Origin of the sequence: Crocosphaera sp. XPORK-15E, from assembly GCF_034931425.1 — a bacterium.
Lineage (GTDB): Bacteria > Cyanobacteriota > Cyanobacteriia > Cyanobacteriales > Microcystaceae > UHCC-0190.
This window is the reverse complement of sequence record NZ_JAYGHQ010000012.1, coordinates 76,730-95,452: the sequence shown is the minus strand read 5'-3', so window position 1 is coordinate 95,452 and position 18,723 is coordinate 76,730. Positions and strand designations below refer to the sequence as shown.

Genomic DNA, 18,723 nt, shown 5'->3' with positions numbered 1-18,723 from the left:
AAAAAGCAAGGTGGGCATTGCCCACCCTACAGGTTACTCGGCCCCTTCTATGGGTGCAAACCCTTGACGCTGAATATTTTCGCTAATGTGACGAGGTTCTAGGAACTGTAATAAATAGTCTGGGCCTCCTGCTTTAGAACCCACACCAGACAACTTGAAACCGCCAAAAGGTTGACGGGAAACAATAGCCCCTGTAATGGTACGGTTAATATACAGGTTCCCCACTTCAAACTCTTTCTGGGCTCGTTCAATATGTTCGGGACTACGGGAATATAACCCCCCAGTCAAAGCGTAGTCTGTCCCATTAGCCACCGCTAACGCCTCATCAAAGTCTTTAACCCGCATCACTGCCACCACTGGCCCAAAAATCTCCTCTTGGGCGATAGTATGGGTCGGCAACACATCCCCAAAAATAGTCGGCCCCACATAATACCCATTCTCAGGGGACTCCATCTCTAGGGCAAGGGTTGACTCTTGTTTGGCGATCGCAATATATTCTCGTATGCGTTTCTGGGCCGTAGCATCAATAACGGGCCCGACTTGGGTAGAAGGTTCATCCGTTGGCCCAATATTCAGTGATCGCGTGGCTTCGACAAACCGTTCTAAAAAGGCATCGTAAACGGGGTCTAAGACGATAATACGGGAAGCGGCGGAACATTTTTGACCTGTATAGCCAAAAGCAGAAAATACCGCCCCTGCTACCGCTTGATCGAGATCGGCACTTTCATCAACAATAATGGCATTTTTGCCTCCCATCTCTGCAATGACGCGCTTAAGATGTTTTTGCCCAGGTTGTAAGATAGCAGCCTCCGCATAGATACGACATCCTACTTCCCGCGACCCCGTAAAGGCGATCAAATGGACATCAGGATGGTTCACCATATAGGCCCCCACTTGAGAACCTTTTCCTGGTACAAGTTGAAACACCCCTTTAGGAATACCCGCATCTACTAAGATTTCGGCAATTTTCGCCGCTATCACTGTAGATGTTTCCGCAGGTTTCAATAAGGTACAATTTCCGGTCACTAACGCCGCCACTGTCATTCCTGTGGCGATCGCAAAGGGGAAATTCCAAGGAGAGATAACTAAGGCAATGCCTCTGGGTTGATAATTGTAGCGGTTGGTTTCCCCTGCTACATCATAGCTGTAACCCTTGTCTAACCGTTCTGTCTCATCTGCATAGTAACGGCAAAAATCAATCGCCTCAGATACTTCTGCGTCTGCTTGTTGTAAGATTTTACCTACTTCTACACAGATCCAAGCGGATAATTCATGACGGCGTTCTTCCATTAAATCGCCAGCTTTGCGGAGTATTCTTGCTCTTTCACTAGCAGGGGTCTTTTTCCAAGCGGGAAAGGCTGCTTTTGCCGCATTTAATGCCTGTTCTGCTTGTTCTACGGAAATTAAGCCAATTTGTCCGACAAGTTCCGAAGATTTGGAAGGGTTCACCGAGTCGATAATGACCTCAGTTTGTACATATTCCCCGTTAATTAGGGGTAAATAGGTCTTACCGAGGGAATCTTTGACTTTTGCTAAAGCTTGCTGTGCTTTTTCTCGTAATATCTTCCGAGAATAATCTGTGTCAGGAGCATTGACAAATTTATCTTTATCTGGTAGGGGTAGGTTTTCCATGGCAACTTGAGGAGGTGCGATTAATTGCTCGATGGGTCTTTCTTCTAAATTTTGCCGTAAAAAGGAACTATTTGCCGTATTTTCCAATAAACGGCGGATTAAATAGGCCATGCCTGGTAATAAGTTACCATAAGGAGCATAGACGCGAACCCGATAACCTGTTTTAACCAAGGCTTTCGCCAGTTGATCCCCCATGCCATATAATACCTGCATCTCGAAGCGACGGGGGGGAATATTGAGGGTTTGGGCGATGGCAATGGCCCTTGCTTGCGATCGCACGTTATGGGAACCGATAGCTGCATATAAATATTCATGATTTTCCAGCAATAACTGGGTCATTTGTTCATAATTGACATCGGTGGCTGATTTTTGGTTATAAACAGGTTGAGGCCAATGATTTTGTTGAGATTTGATGGTTTCTTGATCCCAATAGGCTCCTTTAACTAAACGAATAGTAATAGGATAACCCCGTTTTTTAGCCCAAGCAATTAAATCTTTTAAGTCTTGTTTAGAGTCTTTTAAGTAAGCTTGTAAAGTGACACCAATATCAGTACGGGTGAGAAATTCATCTTCTAACAATAGTTCTTTTAAGATCGCTAAAGTGAGATCTTTATAAACATATTGTTCCATATCAAAATGGATCGCAACTCCTAATTCTTGAGCGCGACGTAGTAAAATGCGAATCAGATCACAAACTTTCTTTTTACTGCCTTCGGGGTCAATGGGGTCAAATTGGGAGTAAAATGCGGTTAATTTAACTGATACTTGAACTTGGGGTAATTTTTCTCCCTCTGCTTCATCTATTTGGGGAACCGTTGACCATTTTTTCGACTCAGTAGACAATTGTTCCATCAAGTCGAGATAGCTTTGTAAATAAGCTTTAGCCTCGATTTCAGTAATGACTGCTTCCCCTAATAAGTCAATAGTAAAACCCATTTTCTCTTTTCTGAGACGTTCAACGGTTTTGATGACTTGGGGGACTGTTTCACCCGCAATATATTTAAAAGCGAGGGTTTCCACTGCTTTGCTGATGGTTTCGGCCGCAATTTTAGCAGGAAGGGAATGATAGTCAGTAAAGTTAAGAATGGCTTTTAATGCACTAGGTAACTCAACCGATTCATCCCCTAAATATTGTTGCAGATGATGGGCAATTTCAGCGTTACTTTGTAAAGCAGGTAAGGTATCGATAAAATGGAATAGTTGCACCCGTAAACCAGGGTTACTCATGGCAAAGCCTAAGAGTTTATCATCCCAACGCATTTGATCTCCCAATTTTGTCCAGAGAGAACGTTTTTCGCGGGTTTGGGCAATTAATTCCTTAGCTATTTCCTGGGTTTTATTTTCGTAGGTTTTTGAATCAATTTGTGCTACCAAGGTTTAATACTCTCCTATTAGTGTGAGGCGTTCGCAATTTGTCAAAACAATATTTAACCGCGCTTGCTTCATCGATCTTAGCATTAGAGTGACACGCTATCTAAAAAAGATGATGTAGATTCTTTATTAACAAATAAGTTTTGGCAAATTGAAGAATAAGGAGAAAAATTTATTAAACCCTATAGAGGCAATTCATTAATTGCCTCTACATCCGTAACCTAACTAAAACATTTCATCTGCCACTAAATAAGTATAATGAGTCAAACTATCCTCATAATCTTTTAATAGCTGTTGCGACTCTTCTAAGGTGATTTTCTTATCTTGTAACGCTTGTTCTGTTTGTCGTCGGATGGCTTCTAGTAAATCATCTCCATCATATTGAACATAACCTAAAACTTGCTTGATCGTATCTCCTTTAACAATATGTTCAATTTGATAACCTTTGGGATTCATGCTAATATGAACTACATTAATATCCCCAAAAAGATTGTGGAAATTACCCATTATCTCTTGATATGCTCCAACTAAAAACATACCGAGATAATAGGGTTCTGTAATAGTTGAACTGGTGGATAAATCAGGGTTTTGTGGTTTCAATTCAGGGATCTCTTTGATATTTAATGAATGCAATTCCAAAACAGATTTAACATCTTCTCTGTCAATAAATTGGTCAATTTTTCCATCACTATCGCAAGTTAAATCAGCTAAAATTCCTCGTTGTTTAGGTTCTTCTTCTAAGCGGTGAATTGGCATAATTGGAAAGAGTTGATCAATAGCCCAAGAATCCGGCGCTGATTGAAAAACCGACAGATTCACATAATAAATTGATGCCAGGATTTTTTCTAAATCTTCAAGATCATCGGGAACATAATCTTGATGACAAATAAGATCCATTATTTTGCCACAACAAGCCCAATATAATTGTTCAGCCCTCGCCCTTTCTTGTAAGGTTAAATAGCCAAAGTTAAATAAACTAATGGCTTCCTCTTTAAATTGTAAGGCATCATGATAGGTTTCTTGGTAATTTTTGAGGCTAATGGATTCATAAGTTTCCCAAAGATTACGAATAATTAAGTTTTCTTTTTCTTTTATTGAAGATGGCGGAGTGGTAGAAACATCATGGGTACTTAACACATCAAAAACCAAGATAGAATGATGTGCGGCCATGGCCCGTCCACTTTCAGTAATTAAAGTAGGAACGGCAATATTTGCCCCATCACAAGCTTCTTGGATGGCAGCAACAATATCATTAGCATAATTTTGCATATTGTAGTTCTTAGACGCATAAAAATTCGTTTTAGAACCATCATAATCAACTGCCAAGCCCCCCCCACATCTAAGTATCTCATATTCGCGCCGGATTGAACTAATTGTACATAGATTTGTGAGGCTTCACGCATGGCATTTTTAATCACACCAATGGAAGCAATTTGAGAACCAATATGAAAATGTAACAACTGTAAACAGTCCAACATTTCTGTTGCTTGTAAATGCTTAATAACCGTTAAAATCTCAGGAATAGTTAAGCCAAATTTAGCGCGATCACCCGTTGAATTTCCCCAACGTCCCGATCCTTTTGTACACAATTTTACCCTCACCCCTAAAATTGGTTTAATGTTTAAATTACGACTAATTTTTAGGGTTAAATACAGTTCTTTTAACTGTTCAATGACAATAATAGGCTGATGTCCCAAACGCTTCCCTAATAAAGCCGTTTCTAAATATTCTCGATCTTTATATCCATTACAAATCAATAAAGCTGGATCATTTTGTGTATTTTCTTGGGGATCTAATGTGGCCAAAGCAATCATTAATTCTGGTTTAGATCCTGCTTCTAAACCTAATTTATAGGGCTTTCCAGAGTTGACAATGGCTTCAATAATATGGCGGTGCTGATTGCATTTAATTGGATAAACGCCCCGATAAACATTGGCATAATTGTAACGAGCAATTGAGCGATTAAAACAGGCTTGTAATCGTTCGAGACGATCTGCTAAAATGTCAGAAAACCGAATCAATAAAGGTAAACCAATATTGCGTTGACGTAACCCTTCAATGAGATGATATAAATCTAAAGCACTGCCGCGATCGCCATGAGGAGAAACCGTAATATGACCAGCAGCATTAATCGAAAAATAGGGATTTCCCCAATCTTTAATGCGATATAAATTTTCGCTTTCTTCTATCGTCCAAGTCTTAAAAATATCTGACTTTTTCAAAGGTTCTGATTCTTTTGTGTTAGCTTTTTCTATCTTGATTTTTTCCATTAAATTGCTCCTGTTTGACGGTTTAATCTTTTGAATAGAACTTAAAGTAGGTCGGGGTCACTCAGCACTTTTTAAACTATAATGGCTAAAGGATAACAAAAAACTCAAAACATAGCAATTTATTTATATTTTCCCTGAATTTAACAAAAAATTGTTGTTTTCTATACAATCAATCCCTAAAAATCCGAAAAAACAGAAAAATACAGCAAAATTAAGCTTTTTTCTGCTAAAAATACTTATCTGCGCCAAATAGCATCAGCTACCTGCACTACATCCTTCATTTCTTTAACATCATGAACCCGTAGAATGTCTGCTTTTTCTGCGATCGCAGCACAACAGGCGGCCGCTGTTCCCCAGACTCGTTTTTTAGGGTCATTTTGTTGTAGAATCTGTCCAATAAAACTCTTACGAGATACCCCAACCAAAACCGGACATTGTAACTGTTTAAATTTAGATAAATGGCGTAACAATTCGATATTTTGTTGATAATTTTTAGCAAAACCGATGCCAGGATCAATGATTAATTTATCTTGATCTATTCCAATTTTTATGGCTTTCTCTAGTTGAGTTTGTAACCATTGATAAATCTCAGTAATCAAGTCCTGATAATTAGTATTATTTTGCATTGTTTTAGGGGTTCCTCGAATGTGCATTAAAATTAAAGGAACATCTAAACTTGCGACAGTAGGAAACATTTTTTGATCGAAACTTCCCCCAGAAATATCATTAACTATGTCTGCTCCTGCTTCAACTGCCGCCTGTGCAACTACTGCTCTTGTGGTATCAATAGAAATAGGAATTAAACTGGTTTGACGCAGAATTTTTATAACAGGAATTACTCGATTTAATTCTTCTTCTAAGGAAATTTCTTCGGCACCAGGACGGGTAGATTGTCCCCCAATATCAATAATATCAACCCCTCTATCAATCATGACTTGAGCTTGATTTAAAGCGGTTTCTAGGCTATTAAATTCACCCCCATCACTAAAACTATCAGGAGTAACATTTAAAATTCCCATTAAATAAGTGCGTTTTCCCCACTCAAAAGCATGACCACGAATCATTAAATTGTGCATTTTTCAATTATCAATTAAAAACAAAAGAAATAAAGGCCAACGGGAATTGGCCCTACCATTCTAAAGACTATTGATAATTAATAATACGAGCAAATCCCACCGGATCTAAGCTGGCACCACCAACAAGAACCCCATCAATATCTGATTGATCCATGATTTCATCAATATTATCGGGTTTGACGGAACCACCATATTGAATAGTGACATTTTTATTCGATAATTGCTCTCGAATAACACGAATAATGCTGTTAGCTTCTGATGCTTCGCAAGTATCTCCTGTCCCAATGGCCCAGATGGGTTCATAAGCAATGACTAACTTGCTCTGATCCACATCAACTAAACCCCGTTTTAGCTGGTTAATGATGACGGTTTCTGCTTCTCCTGCGTCCCGTTGCTGTTTCGTTTCACCCACACAGAGAATAGGGTTTAACCCATGACGTTGAGCAGCTATGACCCGTAAATTGGCAGTTTCGTCCGTTTCCCCAAAATATTGACGGCGTTCACTGTGACCAATAACAACATAATCGACACTCAGTTCTGTTAGCATGGCCCCAGAAATCTCTCCCGTATAGGCCCCTTGGTCTTCCCAGTGGATGTTTTGGGCCCCCAAGCGAACCAGTCCCCCATGGAGACTTTTAGAGAGGATACTTAAGACGGTGAAGGGGACACAGAGGACTACTTCCCGCGCTTCGTCCGTATCTTCTAGCTTGGATTTTAATACCGTCAAAAACTCCAGGGCCTCGGCCTGGGTTTTGTGCATTTTCCAGTTACCCGCAATGATAATTTTTCCCACAGCTACTTTAAATAATCCACGTCAACATAATTTTGCAAACTTCTAGTGTAATGCTAATGGGGGATCTCTGACCAGTGGGAAGTGTGGGAGGTGTGGGATTTATTATTTAATGGCTTGTTTCAAACTCTGACAAAACTCAGCTAGAGCTTTTAACCCTTCTGCGGGGGTTCCTTGGGCCAACCGTTTTACGCAAGCACTACCGACAATTACAGCATCAGCACCCCAATCTTTGACCTGTAAGGCCTGTTGCGGCTCGGAAATGCCAAATCCGACCCCAATGGGTTTATCGGTGACACTGCGAAGACTAGCGATTAATTCTTCAACCCTGGTAGCGACTTGCGATCGCATTCCGGTTACTCCTGTCACACTGACTAAATAAATAAATCCTTGGGACTGAAGGGCGATCGCCTGAATACGTTCTAGGGGACTGGTAGGGGCGACTAAGAGGGTGACTTCTATCCCGAACTCTGATGCTGGTTTAAGGAGTGTTTCTGCTTCTTCTAGAGGGAGATCTGGCACTACTAACCCTTGGACTCCAGCAGCTTTAATTTGTTGTAAAAATGCTTCAATTCCCCGATAAAAAATGGGGTTATAGTAGGTAAAAAGGATGATTGGGGCTTTGATGTCTGGTTGTACGTCTTTCACCAGGGTTAAGACATCTTCTAAGGTTACTCCTCGACCTAAGGCACGGGTTGCGGCCGCTTGAATGACGGGGCCATCTGCCAAAGGATCGGAATAAGGAACCCCTAATTCAATTATATCGGCCCCTGAAGCATCAAGCAGACGCAAGGCCTTGGCCGTTGTTTCGAGATCGGGATCACCTGCAGTAATAAAGGGAATGAGGGCGCATTGTTGGCGATCGCGTAGGGATTGAAAACACTCAGAAACCGATGTCATTAGTAATTATTCAAGGTCAATGATCAATTATCAATTTAACCTGAGTTTGGCCCCATTCCCTCATCCTTAAGATTTATTGTTCTTGTTCGATCTCTTTTTGCAGTTTTTCCAGTTCTTCGGGGGTCATTTCATCGAGTCGTTTTTGCAACACTGCATCTTCATAGTCTTTCAGTTGTTGATTGTAGGTCATATTTTTAGTCATTACCCGAAATAGATAGGTAAGCGTCCAACCAAGAACGCCCGCGACTAATATTGCTTGACTCCAGATACCTGCGGAGAGGTTATCAAGTCCGACTGCTTGAAAAAACAGGTAAATGACCCCTCCTGCCACGAATATCCCTAAACTAATGGCAATGACATCAATACGTCTCATGATAGTGTTTTAGGGGTTTAATTGACGACGTTTGGGGCGAAAATTCAAAAATGGGCTTAATAGAAGCATTCCAGGGAAGAAGAAGAACATCAGGAAGTACATAAAGGCCCGTTCAAAGGAACTAACCACATACCAGCGACTACTTAGATAAAAATAAACTAATCCAGGCATTACCAGCAAGTAGAGAAGACTTAAACTTAGGTAGAGGAGGGCCACTAGGATGGTGTCTTGGGAGAATAAGGCGATGATGTCCATAATGTCAATAATACGGTTTACGTTCTCTATAGTAGAATTTTTTTCTGAAATAATAAACCCTTTTATCTGACTAAGTTAGGAGTTGTCCATAGATTGATTAAAGGGTTGGGGGTTGAGATCTGTCATATATTAATTGATTATTAAATTAATCAGGAATTATTAAATTAATGGTTTCTTTTCTATGCTTGCGATAAATATAAAAGTCACTATCTAAGTTGTAGTAGAGACGTTTCATGAAACGTCTCTACATTTTTAACTTGGCTAATGTTATTAACGGTTAACTTACAGTGTCACTAATTTCCTGTAAAATTGAGTTGAATTCTTGGCGAATTGCTGTTAATTGTTTAACATTTACATTAGAAGTAGATACGGCTTCTTCTTGTTGTTGACGCACTTGGTTAATTTGTTTTTCTATTTCATGATAAACTTGTTGCTCAAATTCATGGAGTTGGTTTTGGATTTGATGTTCTAAGTCTTTAGCAACAGATTGAAAGGTACTGGTAATCTCACGACGATAATCAGACATTTGTTTTTCTCGTTGCATTTCTTTTTGCATTTCTAAGACATCCATTCCTAAAGCAACAATTCCTAAAACTGGACCAAGAAATTTAGCAGCATTGCCAATATTTTTGGCAAAACTCATAGCTTTCCAATCTTTAAACTTAAATACGACAAATTTTCCGACGGCTAAAATTCCTTGATGTAGTCCATTGAATTGATTTTTTAGTTCTTGCACATTAATCCCATTATTAGGATTTTTTTCATTGATTGATAAAGTATTTTCTAGATAAACTAAAAAGGTTTGAGCTAAGTCAGATTGTAATACTTCTTGGACTTCATCACGAATTTCTTGAATGGCATTATCAAAAATTTCTTGTAATTCACTTTCTGCTTTTTCGTAGTATTTCTGAACATTTAATTCAGCTTTTTGGTTAAGACTTTCAAAATCTTTATCCCCAACTTCTGCCGCTAAGTTATTACCTTCGGTACAAACTACTGAAGTAAGTTTGAGAATAATAGTTTTCACTTTATTGCGTAAATTATTGCGCTCTTTGCCAACTTTACGAGATAATTGATTGAGAATTTGAAAAAAGGCCGAGTCTTCGTCAGAGTCTCGTATTAACTGTAATTGAACTTCATCAAGATAACTAAGAGAAATTCTGACAGGGGTATCAAAACGAGCAAGGGAACCTTTATCTTGTACAAAGTTATTTAATTGATCAATGAAGGTAGGAAAGCGACTAATTTCTAAGAGAAAATCATCTTTTTCATCCATTCCATCACAGTAGTCTTTTGCATCAACAAAACAGACAGGAAAATCATCAATAGATTGCGGTTTTAATGCTTCTGCTAAACTTTGACGATAGTTGGTTATTTTTTCTTGTTCGTCTCCTGCTTCATCGGACATTTTATTGATAGAAAGCATCATTTTCCAACCATATCCTTGATCATAAGCTAACTTTTTAAAGTTTTCTACTGTGATAGAATCAAACAGCATATAAGTGAGGCAAAAAATCAATAAATCTGCTTTATGAATAGCTTCATAAGTAATTTGATCGTGATCTTTGCGATCTGTAAAAAGTCCAGGAGTGTCAATAACTTTGATACCATTCCAATCATAGGATGTGGTTTTATCTGTAGCAATATCGGCATCAATTTTAATGTCTCGTCGTTCCGTTAATGCGGAAATAATAGTAGATTTACCTGCGCTATATTGTCCAACAAAAGCAACAGTTAGAAAACTTTGTTCTTGATGTTGTTTTAATTCTTGATCGAGTTTTTGTTTGATTTCTACTTGATTTATATTATTTAAAAGATCACTAAATTTAGTTATTGTTGTCTCAAAATGATGAGCGATCGCAGCAGCTTTAAAAGTTGAATGATTAGTAGTCATGGAATTTTCCTCAGTTAATGAATAGAAAGTGAGTAATTTTGGTTAGAGAAAAGCTTGAGTTAAGTTGAAATTTAGAGACGAAAAAACAAGAAGTCAAATCACATTAGTAATGATTCTCCAGTTAAAGTGGTGATGGTAATTTCTTCTTGTAAAATTTGTTCAAGTTTAGATTGGCTAATTTTAAAATCAAAAAATTGTTTGGTTTTAATTTCTATTTTATTGCCAAATATTCGTTCAAATTTAGCTAAATCTGTGTTGATATTAGCTTCAGTTAAAGGATGATATTCTGTGAGACAATAATCAATAATTCGTTTACCATAAGCACGATTTAGAAAATCATAAGGTTTTTCTAAATTGTTACTTGCTTGTTGAAATTGTGCATCAATTTCTTCTAATACTTGCTTTAAAGATTGGAAGTAATTATTGATTTTTTTTACAATATCAGAACAGCTATCATCAAACTCATTTTGCGATTGTTTAAGAATATCTTCCTGTTGTGATTTAAGTTGACTTTCTAAAGCAATACGGATATTTTGTACAGCTTCTTTTCTTTTTTGATCTCTCGATTTAAACCATCCACCGGATAAATTAATCAAAGCACCACCAATTCCCATAATAATACCAACAGGAGGAATAAATAATGCGATTACTGTACCTGCTACTCCTAATACACCTCCGCCAATTTTGAATAAATCTTTCATCAAAGTTTTAGAATTTTGTTGAGATAAGTTAAATTTATTACTATTTAACTTAAAAATCAGTTGTAATTCATGTCCAATTTCTTCTAATATTTCTTTAACCTCTTGATTGAATTTTTGATTGGCCTCTTGATAGGCATTTTTGAGTTGTTCCTCAAATTTAATCTCATTCAGTTTTATTTGCCATTCTTTCTGTAATTTATTTTGATCAGCATTCCAATAATTTTCGGCAAAAGAAGGAATTACTTGAAATGCTTTTTCAAACGTCTCATTAATTCTTTGTTCCAAAAAATCCCTAGAATCTTTCTGAGATTTTTTCAGATCTCTTTCAATAGTTTGTGACTTACTTGTGATGATCTTAATCTGTTTTTGATAAGCTTGTAATTGTTGATTTACCCATTGATTCGGTTGTTCAATACTTCCCACAGTTGAGCCTAATAAAGTCTGCGATCGCCTGATAACTCCATACTCAATAACTGATTCACGAATAGCTGTAAAAAATTTGTCTATTTGACTCGCTTTTAACAGTGCTTCTTGTTGCTGCTTATCATCAGTTTCCTGAGACATTTGCGCCGCTAATAACATGACAGGAATAATAGGAAAATAATCATTACTATAATGCTCTTTTGCATAGCGGCGAATCCTTGAAATATGTCCTTCTAAGCCATTTTTTCCATCTTTAGCAAAAAGTTTATCGGGATTTTGTAGGAAATGTTCTAACCGTCGAGCGTCTCGTAAATTGTGTTTAATATTGAGTAAAACAATCAGAGGTTTTGCCTTTTCTTTTAACTGTTGGAGAAACTGAAATTCTGTTTCTTGAATACTATCATTAGTGACTACATAACAAATAACATCAGCTTCATCAATGACAGTTTGAGCAATTTCTTCATCACTTTTACCCCCAGGTGCGCCAATTCCAGGAGTATCAATAATCCGAATATTTTGCCATTCATAGACACGATTTAAACGAGTTGTACGCTGTTTACCTACTCCTATTCCTTCCCAACCTTCCCCAGTCATAATGGCATGAAGGGTACTTTTACCGGCCTTAGTTCTGCCCATAAAAGCTATGGTAAAATATTTAAGGGCCCGTTCTTTTGCATGGAGAGACTCAACAACTTGATTCGTTGCTTTGATAATTTCATTATTTAATAATTCTTCAGTTCCTTCTAATTGTTTAATTACTTCCTTTTTAGTTGTTCCTTGTCCTCGCTCATCATAACTTTGATGAGACTTAAGCTGTCTTTTTATTCCCTGTCTTAACTGTTCAAGAATGGTTTGAGTTTGCTTTAAGGCTGATTTAGTAAATTTATAATCTTCTTGGGCAATTTTAGAACATTGATCGAGGGCTTTATGATAAGCTGGATCATTCCCTAAGATGCCTTTTAAATCTTTTCTATCTTCAGAAAATACTTGATGAGAAAACTGAGAAGAATAACTATCAAGTAAATATTGTATTTTTAGCTCATTCAACCCCCATATTTTTCCTATTTTCTCAATCATCTGATGTTCTAAAGGTGAATAAAAATCATCAATATGAGTAAGAGTTAATAATTGTTTGAGCAAGCGATCGCGTTCAGTCTTTAATACTTGTTTGGCTACCGCTTCAACGGATAACATCGTTTCATCTTGAGATAAAATTTTCTCCTTTTCTTCCCTTGTCAATTGGTCTATCATCAGAGAATTTTCGATTTGCTGTAAATACTGTAACTCCTTATTATGAATCTGCTGATCAGCACAAATTAAATGAGTCAGTAACAACAAAGAATAGTCCAGTTTTCCATTAGTAGAATTAACTGAGTCAGACATACTTACAGTTTCCCTAAAGTCCCGTATAACAATTGTGATTTAATCGTCTAAATTCAGTATTCCCATGTTTTCTCCCTCAATTAACACAGGAGTCAAAATTCCCTAGAAACCTTATACTGTTGTAGTCAGTCAGCAAAAAATAGCGTTCACCCTAACTACAGAATACGATGATTAACGGGTTTTCTTGGCCTTGGAAACGATTAAGATTACGTCAGATAGGAACTTTTATCACACTGTTTAGCCTTTGTTTTGTGCTAACTGTTGCTTGTAACCAACAACAAACCACAACCCCTCCTCCCTCCCCTCAGACGAAAAGCGATCGCATTACCATAGGCACAATTTCCCAACCCCGTACCATTGACCCCGCCGATAGCTACGAAATGGCGGGACTTATGGTAATTTATAATCTCAGTGATACCCTCTACACCTACGAACTGGGAACCACCAATTTAAAGCCCCAATTAGCCACAGAAATGCCTAAAGTGAGTGCGGATGGGCTAACCTATACCATTCCCCTCAAACAAGGTGTTACCTTTCATGATGGAACCCCTTTTGATGCCGAGGCCATGGCCTTTTCTTTAGAACGGTTTATGAAAAATGGGGGTAAACCTTCCTTCCTGTTAGCTGACACTATCGACACGGTAAAGGCGACAGGAGACTCTGAACTGACTATTACCCTAAAAGAACCTTTTTCCGCGTTCCCTGCCCTTCTAGCCTTTCCTGGTGCTTGTGCCGTGTCTCCTCAAGCTTATGAGATAGGCCAAGGCAAGTTTAAACCTGATAATCTGATCGGGACTGGCCCTTATAAGTTAACTAAATTTAGCAGTGATTCCGTTCAATTAGAGGCTTTTGAGAACTATTGGGGAGAAAAACCGAAAAATAAAGGAGTTGACCTCCAAATTTATCCCACCAACCCCGCTAACCTCTTTAATGCCTTTCGTACTCAAGCAGTAGATGTGGCCTATCAATCTTTAACTGCTGAACAAATAGAACAGTTACAGAAAGACGCAACCGCAGGGAAAGGACAAGTGATCGAAACCCCAGGAACGGCTACTGCTTTTATGTCCTTAAATGTTAATGCAGAATTTGTCAAACAAAAACCCGTCCGTCAAGCGATCGCCTCTGTTATGGATCGAAAATTACTCAATGATCGTATTTTAAAAGGTCAAGGCGAACCCTTATATAGTCTGATTCCTACGACTTTTGAAGTGTCTAAACCTGTCTTTAAAGATCGTTATGGAGATAACAACAAAGAAGAAGCCCAAAAGTTGCTTAAAGATGCAGGTTATTCGGTCCAAAATCCCGTTACCGTTGAAATTTGGCACACTTCCGGTTCTGTTAATGCCAGTCAAGTGGCCGCCATTCTCAAAAATTTAGCGGATCGAGATTTGGGGGGAATGTTGAAATTTGAACCCAATAGTATTGCCTCAGCAGCCTTCTTTAAAAATTTGAGCCAAGGATTATATCAATCGACCCTTTCTAACTGGTATCCTGACTTTTTAGATGCGGATAATTATATTTATCCCTTCCTAGACTGTGCCAAAGGTTCCGCTGAAAAAGGTTGTACAGAAGGGGGTTCCCAAGCTCAAGGTTCTTTTTATTATAATGAGAAAGTTAACCAATTAATTACTCAACAACGCCAAGAATCAGATCCCCAAAAACGTCAGGAAATCTTCGCACAAATTCAAACAATTCTGGCAGAAGATGTCCCCTATATTCCCCTCTGGCAAACCAAAGAATATGCTTTTGCCCAAAATGGAGTTAATGGCGTTACTATTAACCCTAGTCAAACCTTTCCTTTTTGGACAATTGATCGTTCCACTAAACCATAAGCTAAAAGCAAGGCAACACTTCGACTTCGCTCAGTGTGAAAAGACTTCGCTCAGTGTGAAAAGACTTCGCTCAGTGTGAAAAGACTTCGCTCAGTGTGAAAAGACTTCGCTCAGTGTGAAAAGACTTCGCTCAGTGTGAAAAGACTTCGCTCAGTGTGAAAAGACTTCGCTCAGTGTGAAAAGGTAAAAGGCAGAAAAACAAAAGTTCCCTATGAATCAAGAAACATCAAATCGACAAATTTTTAAGATGAGTCTCGCCCTAGGGGTTGGTATTGGACTTATTTATTTAGCATTCCTCAAACCTGGTATTTGGGGAATTGATGGCACAGAAATGTTTTGGGTGTCCCATTCTTTAGTTACTAAAGGCAGTTTTGCGCTTCCTGAAGGGGCTGCGGGCATAGTGGGAAGGGGAGGACAAACCTTTGCTATGCGTTACCCTTTGATCTCCATTTTAGCGGCCCCTTTTGTGGCAATTGGGTTATTTTTAGGCACTCTATTTCATGTTCCAACTCGCTATGCTGCCACCATTTGCGCGTTACTTTTATCGGTAATTCTAACCGCCATCACAGCCTCTTTGGTTGCTTTAATTGCCTTACGATTAGGTGGTAGTAAAAAGGGGGCCTATTTGGCTGCCTTAGCCTTTGCTTTTGGGACTATTGCCCTTGTTTATTCACGGGAATTTTTTGCAGAACCTGTCCTGGCTTTTATCACAGCTTTAATGCTTTATTGGGGTATGGGTAATGATTATCGGGAACACGCAGGGGCCAGTATTTTGTCAGGACTTTCTATTCTAGCTAAACCTGCCGGAATTATTTTGGGACCCATTTTTTCAGCTTATTTTTTCCTTAAAAAGTATCCTTGGCGGATAATTCTGGGGCCAATAATTGGAACTGCTGGCGGTGTATTTTTATATCTTTGTTATAATTTTCTTCGTTTTGAAAGTTTCTTTACTACGGGTCAAAATAGTGAAAGGTTTCAATTAACAGGAATGCCCGAAAGGTTAATTGGTATGATCTTAAGTCCAGGGACAGGAGGGGGCTTATTTTGGTATTGTCCCCCCACTATTTTAGCAATTTGGGGATTTCGTCGGGGACTACGTATAAAACCCCTAGAAACTTGGTTAGTGGCTGGAGTATTTTTAGCCTATTGGGTACTTCATGCGTTTTGGGCTTTTCGGGGTTGGAATTGGGGGCCAAGATTTCTAGTTCCGGTGTTACCTGGTTTATTAGCTTTGACTGCTTTAATTCCTAAGAAACGCTGGGATTTATTGTTAGGATTAACCTTTCTGGGTTTGTTTTTTAATGCCCCGACTTTAGTGGCTTATTATCAACGTTATTTTGCTGAATTGGAAAGTAAAAATACAATTTATCTCTTAGAAGCTTTAGACTTATGGGGTAATCCTTTAGTTTCTCCTTTATTTAATGGTTGGGCTGCTGCCTTTAATCAATTAGGGGATGCTTTTAGTAATAATGTTCAAGATGTGCTTAATAATGTGGGAGGCCCCCCAGGTGAAGGAGATATTGTTAATTCAGATTTACTGAAAATTGTGGCGGTTTGGTGGTGGGTTCTTCCGGCGGCGGGAATTCCGATCTGGGTTGGTTTTTTTGTGGCCCTTCTGTTGATTATTTTGGGAATTTGGGTATTACGTTGGGGTTGGTTACAAACTATTGACCAAGAACAATGGATAATAGAAAATGAAGAAACTGAATAAGGGTTAATCGCATGAAACTGATTATTCAAATTCCTTGTTATAACGAAGAAGCAACCCTCGGATTAACTTTATCTGAATTGCCCCGTGAAATACCAGGAATTGACAGGGTAGAATGGTTAATTATTAATGATGGTAGTCTCGATCAAACTGTTGAAGTCGCCAAGGCTTGTGGGGTTGATCATATCGTTAATTTTGACCATAACCAAGGGTTAGCTAAAGGGTTTATGGCGGGTATTGAAGCTTGTTTAAAACAAGGGGCTGATATTATTGTTAATACAGATGCCGATAATCAATATTGTGCCGCAGATATCCCTAAATTAATTGAACCTATCCTAAGAGGAGAGGCAGAAATTGTCATCGGTTCCCGTCCAATTCAAGATATTAAACATTTTTCTCCTGCGAAAAAGTTTCTACAAAAATTGGGCAGTTTGGTGGTAAGAATTGCCAGTAATACTAATATTCCTGATGCACCGAGTGGGTTTCGTGCTATTAGTCGTAATGCAGCTTTACAAATGAATGTTTTTAGTGAATATACTTATACATTAGAGACAATTATTCAAGCTGGACAAAAGGGAATGTTAATTATTTCGGTTCCCATTCGTACTAATGAATTTTTACGCCCTTCTCGTTTGGTTAAAAGTATTCCTGCTTATATTCGTCGCTCAATTTTAACCATTATTCGCATTTTTATGACCTATAAACCTCTCCGGTTTTTTACTATTCTGGGGAGTTTTCCATTTACCGCTGGGTTTTTATTATGTCTCCGTTGGCTATTATTATATTGGGGGATGTTTGGCAATAGTCCTGAAAAAGCAAGGGTTCCTAGTTTGATTTTAGCGGCGATTTTAATATTAATTGGTTTTCAATTATGGATGTTTGGTTTAATTGCTGATTTAATGGCAGTTAATCGTAAATTATTAGAAGATATTCAGTTAAGGTTACGTCGTCAAGATTTGGAAAAATAAGGCACAATAAACCCTAGGGGCGGGTTTTTGATGAAAGTACACCATTAATTTGTAAGGGCATGGCGACAATAAGTTGATGGTTTTCAGAGTAAGCTTACTGATGCCATGCCCCTAGGGTTTATGTATCATATTGACTCGCAAACTGTTGTAAATAAAACCTCCCCTACAAAATCTCTCATTCCCACAAATAAGTTAAATAAACCCGCCCTCTCTAGTATAATTATAATAACATTGATAGGAGTTAAAAATGCAGCAAAAATCAATTAAATCCTGGTTTAATAATCGCTATTTAGTGATAGCAACAATGCACGAAAAAGAGAAAGTTATCGCCCCAATTCTTGAAACACAATTAGGGGTTAATATTCAAGTACCTAAACAGTTTAATACAGATGAATTTGGCACATTTACCCGTGATATTAAACGCTTAGGGACACAAATTGAAGCCGCAAGATATAAAGCACAAAAAGCCTTAGAAATGACAGGAGAAAAGTTAGCGATCGCCAGTGAAGGCAGTTTTATACCTCATCCTGCTTTTCCCTTTGTTTCCTGCGATCGGGAAATTGTTTTATTATTAGATTTAGAACATAATTTAGAGATTATTGCCCTGGAAATATCCTTAGAAACTAATCACAGTCATCAAAAAATCAAAAATGTTCAAGAAGCATTAGAATTTGCTGAAAAAGTAGGTTTTCCTGAACATGGTTTAGTAGTGATGTTAACTGCTAATACTACAGATAAACAACATATTTATAAAGGAATTACTGAGCAAAGTCAATTAATTGAGATAGTAGAAAATGCTTTAAATGAATCACTAAATCAGACTATTCATCTTGAAACAGATATGAGAGCAATGGTTAACCCAAAACGCATGAAAGTAATTGAAAAAGCAACTCAAAATTTAGTAAAAATCATTTATCAACAATGTCCTGAATGTGCTTGTCCAGGGTTTAATATTAAAGAAAGTAAACCAGGTTTACCCTGTGGTTTATGTTCCTTTCCTACAGAATCAATTTTATTACATATTTATCATTGTCAACGCTGTAATTTTGTCGAAGAAAAATTATTTCCTAATGGGATAAAAACCGCCGATCCCACTTATTGTCAATATTGTAATCCTTAGTATTGCGGGCGGGTTTGTGCAAGATCT

Annotated in this window: 12 protein-coding genes and 1 pseudogene; 4 read left to right on the top strand and 9 right to left on the bottom strand. The window is 38.1% G+C overall.

Annotation, left to right across the window (positions count from 1 at the left end):
* Nucleotides 1–33: 33 nt before the first annotated feature.
* The 9 genes and pseudogenes from pruA to VB691_RS14855 form a co-directional block, all read right to left on the bottom strand.
* On the bottom strand, nucleotides 34–3,006 hold the full coding sequence (gene pruA, locus VB691_RS14895) for an L-glutamate gamma-semialdehyde dehydrogenase (RefSeq protein ID WP_323292295.1): 2,973 nt from the start codon (nucleotides 3,004–3,006) through the stop codon (nucleotides 34–36).
* A 222-nt stretch (nucleotides 3,007–3,228) separates the two neighbouring features.
* A pseudogene (gene speA / locus VB691_RS14890) lies at nucleotides 3,229–5,273 on the bottom strand (biosynthetic arginine decarboxylase).
* A 236-nt stretch (nucleotides 5,274–5,509) separates the two neighbouring features.
* Nucleotides 5,510–6,349 carry a dihydropteroate synthase gene (gene folP / locus VB691_RS14885; protein ID WP_323292294.1) on the bottom strand — a complete coding sequence of 280 codons (840 nt, stop codon included), beginning with the start codon at nucleotides 6,347–6,349 and terminating at the stop codon, nucleotides 5,510–5,512.
* A 67-nt stretch (nucleotides 6,350–6,416) separates the two neighbouring features.
* Nucleotides 6,417–7,142, bottom strand: a complete 726-nt coding sequence (gene tpiA, locus VB691_RS14880) for a triose-phosphate isomerase (protein ID WP_323292293.1) — start codon at nucleotides 7,140–7,142, stop codon at nucleotides 6,417–6,419.
* A 102-nt stretch (nucleotides 7,143–7,244) separates the two neighbouring features.
* Entirely contained in the window at nucleotides 7,245–8,039 is a 795-nt protein-coding gene (gene trpA, locus VB691_RS14875; protein WP_323292292.1) for a tryptophan synthase subunit alpha, read from the bottom strand.
* Nucleotides 8,040–8,112: 73 nt separating this feature from the next.
* Entirely contained in the window at nucleotides 8,113–8,412 is a 300-nt protein-coding gene (locus tag VB691_RS14870; protein ID WP_323292291.1) for a DUF3007 family protein, read from the bottom strand.
* 9 nt (nucleotides 8,413–8,421) lie between these two features.
* Nucleotides 8,422–8,667, bottom strand: a complete 246-nt coding sequence (gene ndhL / locus VB691_RS14865; protein WP_416245145.1) for an NAD(P)H-quinone oxidoreductase subunit L — start codon at nucleotides 8,665–8,667, stop codon at nucleotides 8,422–8,424.
* 277 nt (nucleotides 8,668–8,944) lie between these two features.
* On the bottom strand, nucleotides 8,945–10,561 hold the full coding sequence (locus tag VB691_RS14860; RefSeq protein ID WP_323292290.1) for a LeoA/HP0731 family dynamin-like GTPase: 1,617 nt from the start codon (nucleotides 10,559–10,561) through the stop codon (nucleotides 8,945–8,947).
* A gap of 98 nt (nucleotides 10,562–10,659) precedes the next feature.
* Entirely contained in the window at nucleotides 10,660–13,068 is a 2,409-nt protein-coding gene (locus VB691_RS14855; protein WP_323292289.1) for a GTPase, read from the bottom strand.
* 167 nt (nucleotides 13,069–13,235) lie between these two features.
* Here VB691_RS14855 and VB691_RS14850 point away from each other — a divergent pair, with 167 nt between their 5' ends.
* The 4 genes from VB691_RS14850 (at nucleotide 13,236) to VB691_RS14835 (ending at nucleotide 18,696) form a co-directional block, all read left to right on the top strand.
* The gene (locus VB691_RS14850; RefSeq protein ID WP_323292288.1) at nucleotides 13,236–14,900 is read left to right on the top strand and encodes an ABC transporter substrate-binding protein; all 1,665 of its coding nucleotides are present in this window, start codon (nucleotides 13,236–13,238) and stop codon (nucleotides 14,898–14,900) included.
* 211 nt (nucleotides 14,901–15,111) lie between these two features.
* The gene (locus VB691_RS14845) at nucleotides 15,112–16,611 is read left to right on the top strand and encodes a hypothetical protein (RefSeq protein WP_323292287.1); all 1,500 of its coding nucleotides are present in this window, start codon (nucleotides 15,112–15,114) and stop codon (nucleotides 16,609–16,611) included.
* A gap of 11 nt (nucleotides 16,612–16,622) precedes the next feature.
* On the top strand, nucleotides 16,623–17,576 hold the full coding sequence (locus VB691_RS14840) for a glycosyltransferase family 2 protein (protein WP_323292286.1): 954 nt from the start codon (nucleotides 16,623–16,625) through the stop codon (nucleotides 17,574–17,576).
* 247 nt (nucleotides 17,577–17,823) lie between these two features.
* Nucleotides 17,824–18,696, top strand: coding sequence for a DUF6671 family protein (locus VB691_RS14835; RefSeq protein ID WP_323292285.1), 873 nt, complete (start codon nucleotides 17,824–17,826; stop codon nucleotides 18,694–18,696).
* The last annotated feature ends 27 nt before the right edge of the window (nucleotides 18,697–18,723 follow it).